Source organism: Fundidesulfovibrio sp. YSD1 (assembly GCF_055397115.1).
In genome coordinates this window covers 2,039,239-2,056,042 of sequence record NZ_AP043666.1, presented here as the reverse complement: position 1 = coordinate 2,056,042, position 16,804 = coordinate 2,039,239, and the positions used below count along the sequence as shown (strand labels likewise).

Below are 16,804 nucleotides of genomic sequence, written 5' to 3'. Positions count from 1 at the left end.
GGGAGGCTTCTCCCCCCGGCCGCCGGAGGCATCGTATGCCTCTCGCCTCTCGCCCCGGAGGCCTGCCCGTGAGAATCAAGCCCGGGCAGGACCTGAGCCGGGGGGCGTCCTTCGGGCTTCTGAAGTTCGTCTCCTGGGGCGCGCTGGTCCTGATCCTTCTTTCGAGCCTGTTCCTCTCCATCTTCCTGGCAAACCAGGCCAGCCAGGTGCTTCTGGACAAGCAGCGCGACTTCGCCCGCTTCCTGGCCGACACGCTGAACAGCGCCCTGTCCAAGCGCGTGTTCAGCCCGGCCTACCTGTTCTTCGGCGGCGTGGACCTGAGCAAGCCCGAGCAGTACAAGCACCTGGACGACGTGGTGCGCGAGGTGCTCAAGAACGCGCACGTCCAGGACGCCAGGCTCTACGACATGAGCGGCGTGGTCATCTACGCCCTGGACTCCTCGCTCATAGGCAAGCAGGGCCTGGGCGGCGAGCCCGCGGCCCTGGCCGTGGCCCAGGAAAAATTCTACTACGACTTCATCTACCAGACCGGCACGCTCGGGGCCTTCTTCTCGGCCGACATCGCCCCGCGCTCGGTGATCATGCGCATCACCGGCCCGCTTCAGTTCAAGGGCCTGGTGCCCGTGGCCATGGCCGAGAGCGCGGCCGGGGCGCAGCCCGCCCCGTCGGGCCAGCCCGGCCAGCTCGGCCCGGGCGAGGGAGTCGAGCCCGTGAAGCCGGGGGATGCCGCCCCGGGCGCGGCCCGCCCGGCGGTTCCCGCTGCCCCTGCGCCCCAGGACGCCCCCCAGGCCCAGCCCGCGCTGCCGGCCCAGCCAGCCGAGCCCGGCCAGCCCGGCTCGAGCCCGGCGCCGGCCGCCCAGAACCCGCCCCAGGCCCAGGAGGGCGCGCCCGCCCAGGGCCAGCCCGGCCTGGCCGAGGTGGAGGGCGTCATCGGGGGCCTCGAATTCACCCTGGACATCACGGCCGACTACCAGAAGCTCGTCACCTTCCAGCGCATCATCATCCTGGCCAACCTGGTCACCTCGCTGGTGATCTTCCTGGTGTTGCGCATGCTCATCCACCGCGCGGACCGCATCAACGCCCAGCGCCAGCGCGAGAAGGAGGAGTTCGACCGCGAGCGCATCCAGAACGAGAAGCTCGTGAGCATGGGCCGCATGGTGGCGGGCATCGCCCACGAGATCAGAAACCCCCTGGGCATCATCCGCTCAAGCGCGGAGCTTCTGGTCTCGCGCCAGAAGGACAAGGACCCGCTCACGGCGAAAATCCTCACGGCCATCCACGAGGAGTCCGTGCGCCTCTCCAAGACCGTGGGCGACTTTCTGGACTACGCCCGGCCCAGGACCTTGAAGCTCGAACCCGTGGACCTGGCCACCGTGCTGGACCAGGTGCTGGCCTTTTTGGAGCAGAAATGCCGCGAGCTGGGCGTGGAGGTGGTGCGCGAGTACGCCCCGGGCGTCCTGGTGCAGGGCGACAAGGACCTGCTCTACCGCGCCTTCTACAACATCCTGGCCAACGCCATGGAGGCCATGGCCCAGGAGGCCCCGGCGGACGACGGCCCGGTGCGCGGCCAGATCGTGGTGCGCGCCGGGACCGGGGAGGCCGGGGCGCGGCTCACCGTGCTGGACACGGGGCCGGGCATCCCCGAGGACATCCGCGACAAGCTCCTGGACCCGTTCTTCACCACCAAGGAGTCCGGCACGGGCCTGGGGCTCGCCATCACGGCCAACATCCTGCGCAGCCACGGGGCGTCCATCGAGATGGGCGACAACCCCGGCGGCGGCGCGAGGGTGGACATCCTCTTTCCCAGGACCTAGATTTCCAACGCCATGGCGACAAACATCCTCATCTTAGACGACGAAAGGAACTACCTGCTGATCCTGGAGGCGCTGCTCACCGACGCGGGGCACGCCGTGACCGCCCTGGACGACCCCGAGATGGGCCTGGCCTACCTCGAGGAGTCCGAGGTGGACGTGGTCATCACGGACATGAAGATGCCCAAGATGACGGGCCAGCAGGTGCTCGAACACGTCAAGAAGTCCTACCCCCACGTGCCGGTGATCATCATGACCGCCTTCGGCTCCATCGAGGGCGCGGTGGAGGCCATGCGCGTGGGCGCGTTCGACTACGTGACCAAGCCCTTTTCCAACGACGAGCTCATGCTCACCGTGGCCAAGGCCGCCCAGTTCGCCAGCACCCAGCGCGAGAACATCTTTTTGCGCAAAAGCCTCGAAGAGCGCTACGCCGTGCACCAGGTGATCGGCCGCTCCAAGGCCATGGGCCAGGTGCTGGAGCTGGTGGACAGGGCCGCGCCCTCGCGCTCCACGGTGCTCATCTGCGGCGAGTCCGGCACGGGCAAGGAGCTCATCGCCAAGGCCATCCACTACGCCTCCCCGCGCAAGGACCAGCCCTTCGTGTCCGTGAACTGCATGGCGCTCAACCCGGGGGTGCTGGAGAGCGAGCTCTTCGGCCACGAAAAGGGCTCCTTCACCGGAGCCGTGGCCAGGCGGCGCGGCCGCTTCGAGATGGCCCACGGGGGCACGCTCTTTCTGGACGAGATCGGCGAACTCTCGGCGGACATGCAGGTGAAGCTTTTGCGCGTGCTCCAGGAGCGCACCTTCGAGCGCGTGGGCGGCACCGAGCCCGTGGAGGTGGACATCCGCGTGGTGACCGCCACCAACAAGGACCTCCAGGCCGCCGTGGCCGCGGGAACCTTCCGCGAGGACCTCTTCTACCGGCTGAACGTGGTGCGCATCGACATGCCCGCCCTGCGCGAGCGCCGCGAGGACATCCCCCTGCTGGCCGGGCACTTTTTGCGCAAGTACTCCGAGGAGAACGCCAAGAAGACCCAGGGCTTCAGCACCGAGGCCATGGACGCGCTCACGGGCTACGAGTGGCCGGGCAACGTGCGCCAGCTCCAGAACGTGGTGGAGCGCTGCGTGGTGCTGGCCTCGGGGGAGCTCATCGGCGTCGCGGACCTGCCCGCCGAGGTGCGCGACGAGGAGACGCAGTACAAGTCCGCCGTGGACCTCCTGCCCGTGCGGATCAACATCGGCGAGACGCTTGAAAAGATCGAGGCGGCCCTGGTGCGCCGCGCGCTGGCCAGGGCGGAGTTCGTGCAGGTGAAGGCAGCCGAGATGCTGGGCATCTCCAAGAGCCTCCTCCAGTACAAGCTCAAGAAGTACAACATTGCCGGACACTGACGACCCCAAGCGCGGGGACGTGGCCGAGTACGTCTCGGCCCTCAAGGCATCCGAGCGCTTGAAGGAGCGCATCTGCTGCCACCGCGTGCTGCCCGAAAGGCCCGCCCGCTACGGCGAGCCCGCCAGGCCGCTCTCGCGCGCCGTGGCCGGGCTCCTGGCCGCGCGCGGGGTGGAGGCCCTCTACGAGCACCAGGCCCGCTGCGTCTCCCTTGCCCGGGCCGGGCGCAACGTGGTGGCCGCCACTCCCACGGCCTCGGGCAAGACCCTCACCTACACCCTGCCCGTGCTCGAGCAACTGGTGGCCGACCCGGCCAGCAGGGCGCTGTTCCTCTTCCCGCTCAAGGCCCTGGCCCAGGACCAGCTGCGCGCCTTCACCGAGCTGACCGCCTCCCTGCCCGAGTCCGCCCGGCCCACCGTGGCGGTCTACGACGGCGACACCACGCCCTACATGCGCGCCAAGCTGCGCAGGAACCCGCCCAACGTGCTCATCACCAACCCGGAGATGCTGCACCTGGCGCTTCTGCCGCACCACGAGACCTGGGCCACCTTCCTGGCCGGGCTGACCCACGTGGTGGTGGACGAGGTGCACACCTACAGGGGCGTGATGGGCTCGCACATGGCCCACGTGTTCAGGCGGCTCGGGCGCGTGTGCGAGCGCTTCGGGGCCCGCCCCGCGCACCTCTTCTGCTCGGCCACCATCGGCAACCCCGGGGAGCTGGCGCGGGCGCTAACGGGCCTGCCCGTGGAGGTGGTCTCCGAGTCCGGCGCGCCCCAGGGCAGGCGGCATTTCCTCTTCGTCAACCCGCTGGACGGGGCCGCGCACACGGCCATCCTGCTCCTCAAGGCCGCGCTGGCCAGGGGGCTTCGGACCATCGTCTACGCCCAGTCGCGCAAGATGACCGAGCTCATCGCCATGTGGGCCTCGGAAAAGGCCGGGCCCATGGCCTCGCGCATCAGCGCCTACCGCTCGGGGTTCCTGCCCGAGGAGCGCCGCGAGATAGAGGCGCGCATGGCCTCGGGCGAGCTTTTGGCCGTGATCTCCACCTCGGCCCTGGAGCTGGGCATCGACATCGGCGGGCTCGACCTGTGCATCCTGGCGGGCTATCCGGGCACGGTGATGTCCACCTGGCAGCGCGGCGGCCGGGTTGGGCGAAGCATGCGCGAATCCGCCGTGATCCTGGTGGCGGGCGAGGACGCCCTGGACCAGTACTTCATGCGCCACCCCGACGACTTCTTCGACCGGCCCCCGGAAGACGCCGTGGTCAACCCGGACAACGAGGCCATCATGGCCCGCCACCTCGAGTGCGCCGCGGCCGAGTACGCCCTGCGCCCCGGGGAGGCGTACCTCTCCTCGCCGGAAGCGGCCCGCCAGGTGGAGCGGCTCATGGCCTCGGGAAAGCTCCTCCTGGACGCGGAGGGCACCCGCATCCACGCCGGGCGCAAGATGCCCCACCGCGACGTGGACCTGCGCGGCTCGGGCGGGCGCTACCACATCGAGACCATGGAGGGCGTGTCCATAGGCTTCGTGGACGAGCACCGCGCCTTCCGCGAGACCCACCCGGGCGCGGTCTACCTGCACAGGGGCCAGACCTACGTGGTGGAGTCGCTCTCCCTGCCCGAGCGCCTGGCCAAGGTGGAGGCTCGCAAGGTTGACTACTACACGCGCACGCGCGGCAACAAGGCCACGGAAATCCTCGAGGTGCGCGCCTGGAAGGAGGCCTACGGGGCCAGGGTGGGGCTCGGGCGGCTCAAGGTCACGGAGACCGTGACCGGGTACGAGCGGCGCAAGGTGCGCGGCGGGCAGCTCCTGAACATCGTGCCCCTGGACCTGCCGCCCCTGACCTTCGAGACCGAGGGCCTCTGGTACGAGATCCCCCGCCACACCCAGGAGGAGGCCGAGCGCAGGCTCTTCCACTTCATGGGCGGCATCCACGCCTTCGAGCATGCGGCCATCGGCGTCTTGCCCCTTCTGGTGATGACCGACAGAAACGACCTGGGCGGCATCTCCACGCCCCTGCACCCGCAACTGGCGCGTGCGGCCGTGTTCATCTACGACGGCGTGCCCGGCGGCGTGGGGCTCACGCGCCAGGCCTTCGCGCGGGCGGACGAGCTCCTCGAGCGCACGCTCTCGGCCATCACGGGCTGCGAGTGCGAGAACGGCTGCCCCTCCTGCGTGCACTCGCCCAAGTGCGGCTCGGGCAACCGGCCCATCGACAAGCTGGCCGCGCGCTTCGTGGTGGAGTCCGTCATGGGGGCCGCGCCCGAGAGCGGCGAGCCCTTCGCCATCGAGACGGTCACGCCGCCCGCGGATCCCCGGGAACCGGCCGGGGAAGGCGAAAGCGCCTCCCCCCCTGGGCGCTTCGCCGTGTTCGACGTGGAGACCCAGCTCTCGGCCCAGGAGGTGGGCGGCTGGCACAACGCGCGCAAGATGCGCCTGTCCGTGGGCGTGGTCTACGATTCCGCCCTGGACGACTACCTCGTGTTCACCGAGGACCGCGCCCACGAGCTGGCGGAAGCCCTGGCCGCCGCCGACCTGGTGGTGGGCTTCAACTGCAAGCGGTTCGACTTCGAGGTGCTGAGGCCCTACACGGACATGGACTTCTCGGCCTTGCCGGTGCTCGACATGCTCGAGCGCGTCAAGGAGCGCATCGGGGTGCGCGTCTCGCTGGACACCCTGGCCGGGGCCACCCTGGGCGCGGCCAAGACCGCCGACGGGCTCCAGGCCCTCAAGTGGTGGAAACAGGGGCGCGTGGACGAGATCACGCGCTACTGCAAGGCCGACGTGGGCATCACCCGGGACCTGTACCTCTTCGGGCGCGACAACGGCTATCTGCTCTACACCAACAAGGCCGGGCGCGTGGTTCGCTGCCCCGTGACCTGGATGTAGGGTTTTCCCGTCTTGTCATGGACTTGGAGACGGGCTAAGGGTTCGATAAGATTTACCTGGACGCCGTCATGGCGTTCAGGCCGCCAAGAAGGACACGCGCATGAAGTTGACCACCCGCAGCCGTTACGGAACCCGCATGCTCCTGGACCTGGCCCAGAACGGAGGCAACGGCCCCGTCCGCGTCAGCGAGATCGCCCAGCGCCAGGGAATCTCCGTGAAATACCTTGAGAAGCTCTCCCGCATCCTGAAGAAGGCCGGACTGATTCGCAGCATGCGCGGCTCCAAGGGCGGCCACCTGCTGGCCAAGCCCCCGGCGGACATCTCCATGGGCGAGATAGTCCGCGCCCTGGAGGGCGACCTGAACCTGGTCACCTGCTGGACCGAGCGCACCAGCTGCCCGCGCCTGAAGACCTGCGTCACCAGCAGGCTCTGGCAGGAGGTCAGCAAGGCCCTGCTCGAGCGCCTGGACTCCATGACCCTGGAGGAACTCTTGAAGAGCGCCTCCGAGGCCGACTCCATGATCGCCTGCGAGAACGGCAAGCCCGCCTGACCGGTCTGATTCATCCCGGTCCGGGCCAAGCCCGGGCCTAGCCTCTTTCGCCATCACGCGGCGCGCGAATCCCACGCGCCGCCGCAGGAGGTCTCGCATCCCGAGGCCGCCGCCCCGGGTCCTCTTCCGTCTCCAGAGGCGCCGGCCGCTCCGCGCTTCCCGCCGTGCGGCCGCCCCGGCTTCTTCCTTCCGTTCCCTTCCGCGCCACGCTTCCGCCTTCGGATCGCCCTCCCTGCTTGTGCATTACTGAACGATCTGAAAAATCCCATCGTACACTTCAAGATAACGTACTGAAGTGGTCGGAATTACTCTAGTGCAGTATAAATTATCCGTCCGATACGGTAGGGAAGCACTCGCTTGACAGATGGTGCACGCGGTAGTAGGGCGCATATACCCGAGTTCAAAAGACTATGGCTTGAAAGTGCGGCCGGATGTCACGGGCCGCATGCAGATCGCCATGCATGAACAGGGAATTCGCGTAGGCACGGCATTGCCGTGAAACGCAAGACGGCTGGCGCGGACGATGAACGGGGTGGGGACCTTCAGTCCGTGCGCGGTGCGGCGATCCGTGGTTGTCCGGGGGGACAGCAACGGGGCGCGGCATGGCGCGCACGAGGGGCGGATTCGTGTGCGTGCGGCATGCACGCGCGGCCGGAGAGCCCTGCGGACAATTCTTCCCAATACCTTCCCCACATCCGTTTGCACGTGCATGAACCGCTCTTGAAAGAGCGGAGCTTTATCGGCGGCCGGTTGCGCATGGCGCCCGGCAGGTGACGTAGGCCCATCACTTTTAAAGGAGACGCCATGTACGCATTCGTGAACGGTCCATTGGTATGGATTGCCTTCGCCGTGTTCGTCTTCGGAAGCTTGTGGCAGATTGTTTCGCTGTACAAGATGTCCAAGCGCACGGACAAGGTGTTCTACGACCACTACAACCCGGGAGCGGCGGCCGGTTCCGTCTGGGCCTGGCTCATGCCCTTCGGCTCCCGCAGCTGGCGCGAGCACCCCGGGCTCACGGTCGGCACCTTCGTCTTCCACGTCTGCCTGATCGTGGTGCCCCTGTTCGCCCTGGGCCACGCCTCCACCCTGGAGTTCAACCGCGGCATCGCCTGGCCCAGCATCGCCGACTCCCTGGCCGACACCATGACCCTGCTCTTCATGGCCGCCGCGCTGTTTTTGCTCATCCGCCGTTTCGCCCTGCCCCAGGTCCGCATCGTCACCGAGCCCAAGGACATCGCCGTCTGGGTGATCACCGTGCTGCCCTTCGTCACCGGGTTCATGAGCTACCACAAGCTGCTGCTCGACCCCGACACCATGCTCATGCTGCACGTGCTCACGGGATGCCTGATGCTCATCTGCATCCCCTTCACCAAGCTGGCCCACGTGTTCCTGTTCTTCATGACCCGCGCCTTCATCGGCAGCGAGTTCGCCCGCCGCGGCACCAAGACCTGGTAGGAGGCTACACACCATGTCCGATCAGAAGCCAGTCAACGCCGAAGAGATCATGGCGGTCATCGAGCGCAACGACACGGCGCGCCTGCGCGCGTGGCTCAAGACCTGCACCTCCTGCGGCCTGTGCACGGAATCCTGCTTCTTCTACCTGGCCAACGACAACAAGCCCGAGTTCATGCCCCAGTACAAGGCGCGCAAGACCCTGGGCGAACTGATCAAGAGCAAGGGCAACGTCACCCGCGCCCAGCTCGAGGAGATGAAGGAAGTCGCCTGGGGCCGCTGCACCATGTGCCGCCGCTGCTCCCAGTACTGCCCCTTCGGCATCGAGATCGCCGTGATGATCAACATCGCCAGGCAGTGCATGCGCACCCAGGAAGTCTGCCCGGACAGGCTCATGACCATCGACCAGAGCTACGTCGAGTTCGGCAACCAGATGCAGATCCCCGACGAGGAGTTCGTCGAGACCTGCGAATGGATGGCCGAGGAAGGCCAGGCCACCGTCAAGGACCTGGAGATCCCCATCGACAAGGAAGACACGAACATCATGTTCGTGGTCAACTCCCGCGAGCCCAAGTACTACCCGCAGGACATCCAGGAAGCCGCCATGGTCATGCACGTGGCCGGCGAGAACTGGACCATGCCCAGCCACGGCTGGGAGGCCACCAACCTCTCCATGTTCTCCGGCAACCTCAAGGTCGCCGGGCAGGTCACCCAGACCCTCTACGACGCCGCCACCAAGCTGCGCGCCAAGAAGATCTGCATCACCGAGTGCGGCCACGCCTACCGCGCCGCCAAGTACGAAGGCCCCTACTGGACCAAGCAGCCCGGCGGGAAGGCCCCGGTGGAGGTCACCCACGCGGTGGCGCTCTTCCACAGCTACATGAAGGAAGGCAAGATCAAGCTGAAGCACAAGTTCAAGGAGCCCATGACCTACCAGCACCCCTGCAACCTGTCGCGCTCCGGCGACCTGGGGGCCTACGGCGACGAGCTCATGGAAATGCTCTGCGAAACCTACGTGCCCATGGAGCCCCACCGCGAGTGGAGCCACTGCTGCTGCGGCGGCGGCGGATTCATCCCCATGGGCGCCGACTACAAGCGTACGCGCATGATCGCCGGCAAGGTCAAGGCCGAGCAGATCCAGAAGACCGGATGCAAGTTCGTGCTCGTGCCCTGCCACAACTGCACGGACCAGATCAACGACCTGAACAAGGAGTACAATCTGGGCATCAAGGTCATGAGCTTCAAGGAGCTCATCTGCCACCTGATGGAAGTCCCGCCGCACATGCAACCCGATGAGGAGGAGGCCGAGTAATGCGCCGCACCCACACCTTCGCCGCCCTGTTCGCGGCCCTCATGCTGAGCGCTTTCGCCCTTGTCGCGTACGCGCAGGACGACAAGATGGACCTGAAGAACGACAAGGCCTACGCGGGCGGCAAACAGCGCGGGGCCGTGATGTTCACCCACGGCAAGCACACCATGCCGCTCGCGGCCAAGGGCTACGGCGTGGAAGACTGCAAGGCCTGCCACCACAAGTACGGCCCGGACAAGAAGAACGTCTGGGAGCCCGGCGACGAGACCTCCTGCGCGGCCTGCCACGCCGGAGCCAAGCCCCAGAGCAAGATGGGCCTCCAGCTGGCCTACCACAAGCTCTGCTGGGGCTGCCACGAGAAGCCCACCAAGGAGATGAAGTACGGGCCGCGCTCCTGCGCCGGGTGCCACGCGGTCAAGTAACCGATTGAAGAAGGCCGGGAAGTCCCCATCCCCGCCGCCCCGGCTTCAGGGTTCCGAAAGGCCCCTGGAGCCGGGGCTTGCTTTTTGTGCAGAGCGGGGCGCCGCCTCGCGCCCGCCAGGGCTCCGCCCTGGACCCGGAAGGGCTCCGCCCTTCACCCGCCGGAGGCGGATGCCCGCTCCCGGACCCCGGCGGTCCGCTTCGAGGGCTTCGCCGCACCCGAAGCCCGGGCTTGTTCCCAAAAGGAACAAACTCGGGAGGCGCATGGGCGAGAGGAGTTTCGAAAGGGTAAAGGCAAGTATGTACGGGGTGTTGTGCTTGACATCCCTTGGCGGCGAGGCACGGAGCAGGGTCTCCCGCGCGGCGTGCGGGCGTCGGAAAACGGGCCGGGAAAGCTCCAGAAAAGGCGCGTCGATGAGGGCGTGGCCGGGGGGGAAGCGCCAGGCCCTGTCCGGCGGGGCTTGGAGCAGGCCATTGGAGGGGGCGGGAAAACTACCAATTTAGTATGATAAAATCAGCGCCTGAAAGAAAAAACGAACCCTGAAAATACGGATTTTCCCTGGCCGATCAAGGCGGTCACGGCATGCGTGCGCCGAAGCCCGGGAACCCGCGCATGTCCCATCTTTCACGAACAGCTTGACGAAGCTCTTGCATGTGTTCTAGTGCCTGTCCAAAATCGTTTCTGGCCAGCTGTTTAAGGCAGCTCCGCGCCGCTGGAAAGGTGGGGGTTCCGGCAGCGCGGGTTCAGGCATTCAACCCTAGAGGCAAGGACGGATGCGTATGGTGAAACGTGTTTCCAGGTCACGGTGGGGCAGGGCCTTGTTCTTGTGCCTCACGCTTTCCCTGGCTTCGGCGCTCGTGGCCGGCTACGGGATCGGCGTGGGGGACCAGGCCAAGGCGCAGTCGCCGCAGATGCTCATGAGCGGAACCGCCATCGGCGGAAAGCCCGGACAGGGACCGCTGTCCAAGGCTGTCTTCAACCATCAAAAGCACGAAGCGGCGGTCCCGAATTGCGACACGTGTCACCATACCGGAACCCAGGAACCCTGCTCCCAGTGTCACACGAGCCAGGGTTCGCCTGACGGGGGCAACATCCAGCTTTCCCAGGCCATGCACTCGGCGCAGTCCAAGATGAGCTGCGTGGGCTGCCACTTCGAGGCCACCAAGAAGCCCCAGTGCGCCGGTTGCCACCAGAACATCTCCGCCGGTCCCAAGGAGGCCTCCTGCGCCACCTGCCACAAGGACCCCAAGGCCCCGGCTCCGGCCCAGGCCAAGCTGGCCCAGCCCGACACGGTGGAGATCGGCTCGCTCTCCAAACAGTACATGCCCGTGTCCTTCAACCATTCCGCCCACGTGGATTACCTGAAGGACGCCGCCAAGGGCGACCTGGCCAAGGCCTTCCACTCCGAGGCGGGCACGCTCTGCCAGGGCTGCCACCACAACACCCCGGCCGACATGGCGCCCCCCAAGTGCGGCACCTGTCACGCCAAGCCGTTCTCCTCGGACGAGCCCAAGCGTCCCGGGCTGATGGCCGCCTACCACATCCAGTGCATCCAGTGCCACAAGGCCATGAACGTCGAACCCGTCGCGGCCACCGATTGCAAGGGCTGCCACGCCCCCAAGAAATAACGAGGTACCTATGAAGCGCAGACACTTCCTGGGACTCGCCGGGGCAGCAGCGGCCACCACCCTGGCGGGACAGGCCAAGGCCGCCGGCGGGCATTCCTTCGACGGATATCCCAACTCCAACGGCGTGCTCTTCGACGCCAGCCGCTGCATCGGCTGCCGTCAGTGCGAGGCCGCCTGCAACAAGATCAACTCCGAGAACAAGACCAAGCCCTGGACCGAACTGCCCGCGAAGGACCCCAAGACCTTCGAGGACGTCAAGGGCATGAACGACAAGGCCCGCACCGACGCCTCCATGTACACGCTGGTCAACAAGTACCAGCCCGCGGCGCTGGGCGGAAAAAGCCCCGTGTTCAAGAAGTTCCAGTGCATGCACTGCAAGGAACCGGCCTGCGCGTCGGCCTGCTTCGTCAAGGCCTTCACCAAGCAGCCCTCCGGCGCCGTGACCTACAACGGCAGCGTCTGCGTGGGCTGCCGCTACTGCATGGTCGCCTGCCCCTGGAACGTGCCCACCTACGAGTACGACAAGCTCATCCCCTACGTGCAGAAGTGCCACATGTGCCACCCGCACATCTCGGCGGGCAAGGCCAAGGTGCCCGCCTGCGTGAGCGCCTGCCCCATGGAGGCCCTCGTCTGGGGCAAGCGCGAGGACCTGATCAAGGAAGCCTGGAGCCGCATCACGGCCGTGCCGGGCAAGTACCTCCCCCACGTCTACGGCGAGACCGAAATGGGCGGCACCAACTGGATGTATATCTCCAACGTGCCCTTCGCCCAGATCGGCCTGCCCGAGAACCTGGGCAAGACCCCCGCTCCGGAGATGACCTCCGGCGCGCTGGGCCTGGTGCCCCTGGTGGCCTGCCTCTGGCCCGTGCTGCTTGGCGGCATCTGGCAGATCACCAAGTGGAAGGACAAGAAGGCCGAAGACGAAAAAATGAAAGCCGTTGCCGAAGCCGTCGCCGCCGAGCGGGCCAAGGCCGGGAAATAGGGGGCCGACCATGAGCCAGCATAACCACGCTGAACCGGTCATCCTGCCTCCGGCCGGAGCCTGGGGCGTCATCAAGAGTCTTATGAACCCCGCCACCTACCTCCAGTTCGTCAAGGAGCACCCGATCCTTTCGGCGATCTTCGTGGTGGGCGTTGCGGTCACCATCAACCGCTTCTTCATCGGCGGCCTGGCGGCGACCACCAACCTGGACAACAACAACCCCTGGGGCATCTGGATCAGCTTCGACCTGCTCTGCGGCGTCGCGCTCGCGGCCGGCGGCTACACCACCACCGCAGCCGCGCTGATCTTCAACATCAAGGGCTTCCGCACCGCCGTGAAGCCCGCGATCCTCACGGCGTTCCTGGGCTACGCCTTCGTCGTGTACGCCCTGCTCTACGACGTGGGCCAGCCCTGGAAGCTGCCCTACCCGGTGTTCGTCTCCCAGGGCACCAGCTCCGTGCTCTTCGAAGTGGGCCTGTGCGTCATGCTGTACGTCACGGTGCTCGCCATCGAGTGGCTGCCCAACTTCACCGACTGGGTGGGCTGGCAGAAGATCAGCCACATCATCCACAAGTGCACCATCGCCCTGACCATCATGGGCATCGTGCTCTCCACCATGCACCAGTCCTCGCTGGGCATGCTCTACCTGATCGCGCCCAGCAAGATGCACCCGCTGTGGTACACCTCGCACCTGCCGCTGCAGTTCTTCATCTCCTCGATGGTCGCGGGCATGTCCATGGTCATCTTCGAGGGCACGATCTCGCACCACTACATGCACTCGCGCATGAGCGCCGAGTACAATCGCGACCATGACGGCGTGCTGTTCATGTTCGCCAAGGCCTGCTCCATCGTGCTCTTCGGCTACTTCTTCATGAAGTGGGTTCCCATTGCCGGAGAACACAAGTGGGCCTACCTCTTCGACGGCAAGTTTGCCCTGATGTGGTGGGCCGAGATGCTGGGCTTCGTCGCGCTGCCCTGCTTCCTCTACGCCGTGGGCTACCGCTCGAAGAACACCGGGACCATCAAGGCGGCCGCCACGATCTCCGTGCTGGGCATCGTGTTCAACCGCTTCAACGTCTCCTGGTTCGCCTTCAACATCAACCTGGCCCCCGAGCAGCGCTACATGCCCTCGGTCCAGGAGATCATCGTCTCGGTGTTCGTGGTCACGCTGATCATCCTGTGCTTCCGCTTCATCTCGAAGTACATGGCCATCTTCTCCGACCACCCGGCCTACAAGGACCACCACTAAGCGAGGAGAAAGAAGATGGAATTCCACGTCTATCACGACCAGATGGTCTTCGCCAAAGCGGCGGCCTACATCCTGATGGCCATCGCGCTCGCCTGCGCGGTGGGCTGGTGGAAGTTCCTCACGGGCAAGGAGCCCAAGGACGACAACCACCACTAGGCCGCACCCGCGACGTCTAGCCGGGGCCGCGAAGCGCACGCTTCGCGGCCCTTTTCTCGTTCCGCGCCCGGCCGGGCGCTTGCGAACCAGACTCCGCGCGGATAGTATCGGCAGGCCGGTCAGACCGGCGCGCACGGACACCCCAATACCCTCCCCCAAGGAGCACCGATGCCCATCGCCGATCCCGTCTCCGATCTCGAGGCCATCTTCACCGCGGCCCTCGACCGCATCGACCCCTACAAGATGATCAAGAACCGCGTCCGGCTGGAGGGCCAGACCCTGGTGGTGGACATGGAGGACGTGGTCCGCCGCGTGGACCTCGCGCCCTTCGCGCGCATCATCGTGCTGGGCGGGGGCAAGGCCTCGGCGCGCATGGCCAGGGCCTTCGAGGAGATCCTGGGCGACAGGCTTTCCGGCGGGCTGGTGGTGGTCAAGTACGGCCACACGGACGAACTGAAGAAGATCGAGCAGATGGAGTCGGGCCACCCCGTGCCCGACGAGAACGGCGTTGCCGCCGCGAGCAGGCTGGCCGGGATGGCCAGGGGCGCGGACGCCTCCACGCTGGTCATCACCTGCATCTCCGGAGGCGGCTCGGCGCTTCTGCCCGCGCCCATGACCTGCGAGGCGGCCGGTGAGCGCATCGAGCTGACGCTCGCGGACAAGCAGGCCACCACCCGGGCGCTTCTCGCCTGCGGGGCGGACATCGGCGAGATCAACTGCCTGCGCAAGCACCTCTCGGACCTGAAGGGCGGGCGCTTCCTCAAGCTCATGGCCCCGGCCAAAAGCCTGAACTTCATCCTCTCGGACGTGGTGGGCGACTGCCTCCAGACCATCGCCTCGGGCATCACCGTGGCCGACCAGGGCACCTTCGCCGACGCCATGGCCATCGTGCGCAAGTACGCCATCGCGGACAAGCTGCCGGAAAACGTGCTCAAGGTGCTCACGCTCGGCGAGCAGGGCCTGATCGAGGAAACGGTCAAGCCCGGGGACCCGGCCATCGCCCTGGCCGACAACATCCTCATCGGCACCAACCACGCGGCCATGATGGCCGCTGCGGACAAGGCCCGGGAGAAGGGCTACAACGTCTCGCCGCTGACCTGCCTGCTCACGGGCGAGGCGCGCGAGGCCGCCAAGTTCCAGGCCGGCATCGCCCGCGACGTGCGCCGCTCCGGCATGCTGGTGCCCAAGCCCGCCTGCGTGCTCCTGGGCGGGGAGACCGTGGTCACGCTCACCGGGCCGGGCAAGGGCGGCCGCAACCAGGAGATGGCCCTGGCCTTTTTGGCCGAGATGGACAAGGACCCCGAGTCCGGCAGGGACATTTACTACCTCTCGGCCTCCACCGACGGCTCGGACGGCCCCACGGACGCGGCCGGGGCCTTCGCCACGCCCGAACTCCTGCGCGAGGCGCGCGAAAGGGGCCTCTCCATGACGCGCGCCCTGGCCGAGAACGACTCCTATCATTTCTTCGAGGAACTGGGCGGGCTCTACAAGACCGGCCCCACCATGACCAACGTCTGCGACCTGCACATGATCCTGGTGATATAGCTTGACAAGAATGCACATAAGAGAGGATTTTGCCTCGTTTCCGACACAATCAAACGTCCTGGAGGACCGCATGACCAGAGTCGTGATGCTCCTGGCCCTGCTCTTGGCTTTCGCCGCGCCGGCGATGGCCGACCCCGTGGCCAGCCCCGTTCCCATCGGCATCGCCGTGGCCACCACCAGCAACGTCGCCCTGTTCGGCGAAGAGCAGATGAACGGCGCGAAAATCGCCGAGGCCTACTTCAACGCCCAGAACGGCATCAACGGCACTCCCATCAAGCTGGTCTACCAGGACACCGCCGGCGACGAGGCCGGCGCGGTGAACGCCTTCCAGAGCCTGATCACCGCCAAGGTGGTGAGCATCATCGGCCCCACCCTGTCCCAGCAGGCCTTTGCGGCCTGCCCCATCGCGGACCGCGCCAAGGTGCCCGTGATCGGGCCCTCCACCACCGCCAAGGGCATCCCCCAGATCGGCGAGTTCGTGGGCCGCATCTCCGCCCCCATGACCGACGTGGCCCCCAACTCCCTGAAGAAGGCCATGGCGCTCAATCCCAACATCAAGCGCGTGGTGGTGATGTACGCCCAGAACGACGCCTTCTCCACCTCGGAGACCGGCATCTTCCAGGAAGCCATCAAGGGCCTGGGGCTCGAGGTCGTCACCATCCAGAAGTTCCAGACCACCGACACCGACTTCACCACCCAGGTCACCGCCGTGCTCGGCGCCAACGCCGACCTGTTGGTCATCTCCGGCCTCGCCGCCGACGGCGGCAACCTGGTGAAGCAGCTCAGGCAGCTGGGCTACAAGGGCCTCATCGTCGGCGGCAACGGCTTCAACTCCACCAACATGTTCCCCGTGTGCGGCGCCCTGTGCGAGGGCATCCTGGTGGCCCAGGCCTACAGCCCGCAGGCCGACAACCCCACCAACAAGGCCTTCGTGGCCAAGTTCGAGGAAGCCTACAAGAAGACTCCGCCGCAGTTCGCCGCCCAGGCCTTCACCGCCGTGCAGGTCGTGGTCGAGTCGCTCAGGAAGATCGAGAAGGACACCGGCAAGAAGATAACGGACATGGACCTGGCCGAAGTGCGCGTGGCCCTGAACAAGGCCCTGCGCACCGGTTCCTTCGTCACCCCGGTGGGCGAGATCACCCTGACCCCCGAAGGCGAGGTCGTCCAGAAGCAGTTCTACGTCTCCACCGTCAAGATGAACCCCGACGGCAAGACCGGGGCTTTCGTCCTGACGAAGTAGTCTTGACGGGGGCGGGCCCAGTGCCCGCCCCACGTCTTTCCCGGCCGAGAGGGCGGGAGGGAGCTCTCCGGCGCGCGCGGCAAGCGGGCGGCGGAAAGCGCGCGGCAAGAGGCGGCCCCCGGAGCGCCCGCTCCCCGGCCGCGCGGCGCCGGCATGTCCGCGCCGCGCAGGCCCTGCAACGGTTC

At 66.7% G+C, this 16,804-nt stretch carries 13 protein-coding genes; all 13 read left to right on the top strand.

Annotation, left to right across the window (positions count from 1 at the left end; genetic code table 11):
* The first annotated feature begins 68 nt into the window (after positions 1–68).
* The 13 genes from ACZ5V4_RS09570 to ACZ5V4_RS09510 all read left to right on the top strand — a co-directional run bounded on the left by ACZ5V4_RS09570 (position 69) and on the right by ACZ5V4_RS09510 (position 16,619).
* Positions 69–1,814, top strand: coding sequence for a sensor histidine kinase (locus ACZ5V4_RS09570; RefSeq protein ID WP_464314624.1), 1,746 nt, complete (start codon positions 69–71; stop codon positions 1,812–1,814).
* 12 nt (positions 1,815–1,826) lie between these two features.
* A complete protein-coding gene (locus ACZ5V4_RS09565; protein WP_464314623.1) occupies positions 1,827–3,200 on the top strand; it encodes a sigma-54-dependent transcriptional regulator in 1,374 nt (457 codons plus the stop codon).
* On the top strand, positions 3,187–6,087 hold the full coding sequence (locus ACZ5V4_RS09560) for a DEAD/DEAH box helicase (protein ID WP_464314622.1): 2,901 nt from the start codon (positions 3,187–3,189) through the stop codon (positions 6,085–6,087). Before ACZ5V4_RS09565 ends, ACZ5V4_RS09560 begins: the two co-directional genes overlap by 14 nt.
* Positions 6,088–6,187: 100 nt before the next feature.
* On the top strand, positions 6,188–6,637 hold the full coding sequence (locus ACZ5V4_RS09555) for an RrF2 family transcriptional regulator (RefSeq protein WP_464314621.1): 450 nt from the start codon (positions 6,188–6,190) through the stop codon (positions 6,635–6,637).
* An 804-nt stretch (positions 6,638–7,441) separates the two neighbouring features.
* Positions 7,442–8,092: a hypothetical protein gene (locus tag ACZ5V4_RS09550; protein ID WP_464314620.1), complete on the top strand. Its 651-nt coding sequence runs from the start codon at positions 7,442–7,444 to the stop codon at positions 8,090–8,092.
* A 13-nt stretch (positions 8,093–8,105) separates the two neighbouring features.
* Positions 8,106–9,401 carry a (Fe-S)-binding protein gene (locus ACZ5V4_RS09545; protein WP_464314619.1) on the top strand — a complete coding sequence of 432 codons (1,296 nt, stop codon included), beginning with the start codon at positions 8,106–8,108 and terminating at the stop codon, positions 9,399–9,401.
* A complete protein-coding gene (locus ACZ5V4_RS09540; protein WP_464314618.1) occupies positions 9,401–9,820 on the top strand; it encodes a cytochrome c3 family protein in 420 nt (139 codons plus the stop codon). The genes ACZ5V4_RS09545 and ACZ5V4_RS09540 overlap by 1 nt, the downstream gene beginning before the upstream one ends.
* A gap of 778 nt (positions 9,821–10,598) precedes the next feature.
* Positions 10,599–11,447 carry a cytochrome c3 family protein gene (locus ACZ5V4_RS09535; RefSeq protein ID WP_464314617.1) on the top strand — a complete coding sequence of 283 codons (849 nt, stop codon included), beginning with the start codon at positions 10,599–10,601 and terminating at the stop codon, positions 11,445–11,447.
* Positions 11,448–11,457: 10 nt separating this feature from the next.
* A complete protein-coding gene (hmcB, locus tag ACZ5V4_RS09530) occupies positions 11,458–12,429 on the top strand; it encodes a sulfate respiration complex iron-sulfur protein HmcB (RefSeq protein WP_464314616.1) in 972 nt (323 codons plus the stop codon).
* Positions 12,430–12,511: 82 nt separating this feature from the next.
* Positions 12,512–13,678, top strand: coding sequence for a sulfate respiration complex protein HmcC (gene hmcC, locus ACZ5V4_RS09525; protein WP_464317825.1), 1,167 nt, complete (start codon positions 12,512–12,514; stop codon positions 13,676–13,678).
* Positions 13,679–13,693: 15 nt separating this feature from the next.
* Entirely contained in the window at positions 13,694–13,834 is a 141-nt protein-coding gene (gene hmcD, locus ACZ5V4_RS09520; RefSeq protein WP_464314615.1) for a sulfate respiration complex protein HmcD, read from the top strand.
* A gap of 168 nt (positions 13,835–14,002) precedes the next feature.
* Positions 14,003–15,379: a glycerate kinase type-2 family protein gene (locus ACZ5V4_RS09515; RefSeq protein WP_464314614.1), complete on the top strand. Its 1,377-nt coding sequence runs from the start codon at positions 14,003–14,005 to the stop codon at positions 15,377–15,379.
* A 70-nt stretch (positions 15,380–15,449) separates the two neighbouring features.
* Positions 15,450–16,619, top strand: a complete 1,170-nt coding sequence (locus tag ACZ5V4_RS09510) for an ABC transporter substrate-binding protein (protein WP_464314613.1) — start codon at positions 15,450–15,452, stop codon at positions 16,617–16,619.
* Positions 16,620–16,804 lie beyond the last annotated feature (185 nt).

Excerpts from the sequence above, each read along its gene's own strand:
- ACZ5V4_RS09565 (WP_464314623.1), top strand. The coding sequence starts at position 1,827 with ATGGCGACAAACATCCTCATCTTAGACGACGAAAGGAACTACCTGCTG.
- ACZ5V4_RS09555 (WP_464314621.1), top strand. The coding sequence starts at position 6,188 with ATGAAGTTGACCACCCGCAGCCGTTACGGAACCCGCATGCTCCTGGAC.
- ACZ5V4_RS09550 (WP_464314620.1), top strand. The coding sequence starts at position 7,442 with ATGTACGCATTCGTGAACGGTCCATTGGTATGGATTGCCTTCGCCGTG.
- ACZ5V4_RS09545 (WP_464314619.1), top strand. The coding sequence starts at position 8,106 with ATGTCCGATCAGAAGCCAGTCAACGCCGAAGAGATCATGGCGGTCATC.
- ACZ5V4_RS09540 (WP_464314618.1), top strand. The coding sequence starts at position 9,401 with ATGCGCCGCACCCACACCTTCGCCGCCCTGTTCGCGGCCCTCATGCTG.
- ACZ5V4_RS09535 (WP_464314617.1), top strand. The coding sequence starts at position 10,599 with ATGGTGAAACGTGTTTCCAGGTCACGGTGGGGCAGGGCCTTGTTCTTG.
- hmcB (WP_464314616.1), top strand. The coding sequence starts at position 11,458 with ATGAAGCGCAGACACTTCCTGGGACTCGCCGGGGCAGCAGCGGCCACC.
- hmcC (WP_464317825.1), top strand. The coding sequence starts at position 12,512 with ATGAACCCCGCCACCTACCTCCAGTTCGTCAAGGAGCACCCGATCCTT.
- hmcD (WP_464314615.1), top strand. The coding sequence starts at position 13,694 with ATGGAATTCCACGTCTATCACGACCAGATGGTCTTCGCCAAAGCGGCG.
- ACZ5V4_RS09515 (WP_464314614.1), top strand. The coding sequence starts at position 14,003 with ATGCCCATCGCCGATCCCGTCTCCGATCTCGAGGCCATCTTCACCGCG.
- ACZ5V4_RS09510 (WP_464314613.1), top strand. The coding sequence starts at position 15,450 with ATGACCAGAGTCGTGATGCTCCTGGCCCTGCTCTTGGCTTTCGCCGCG.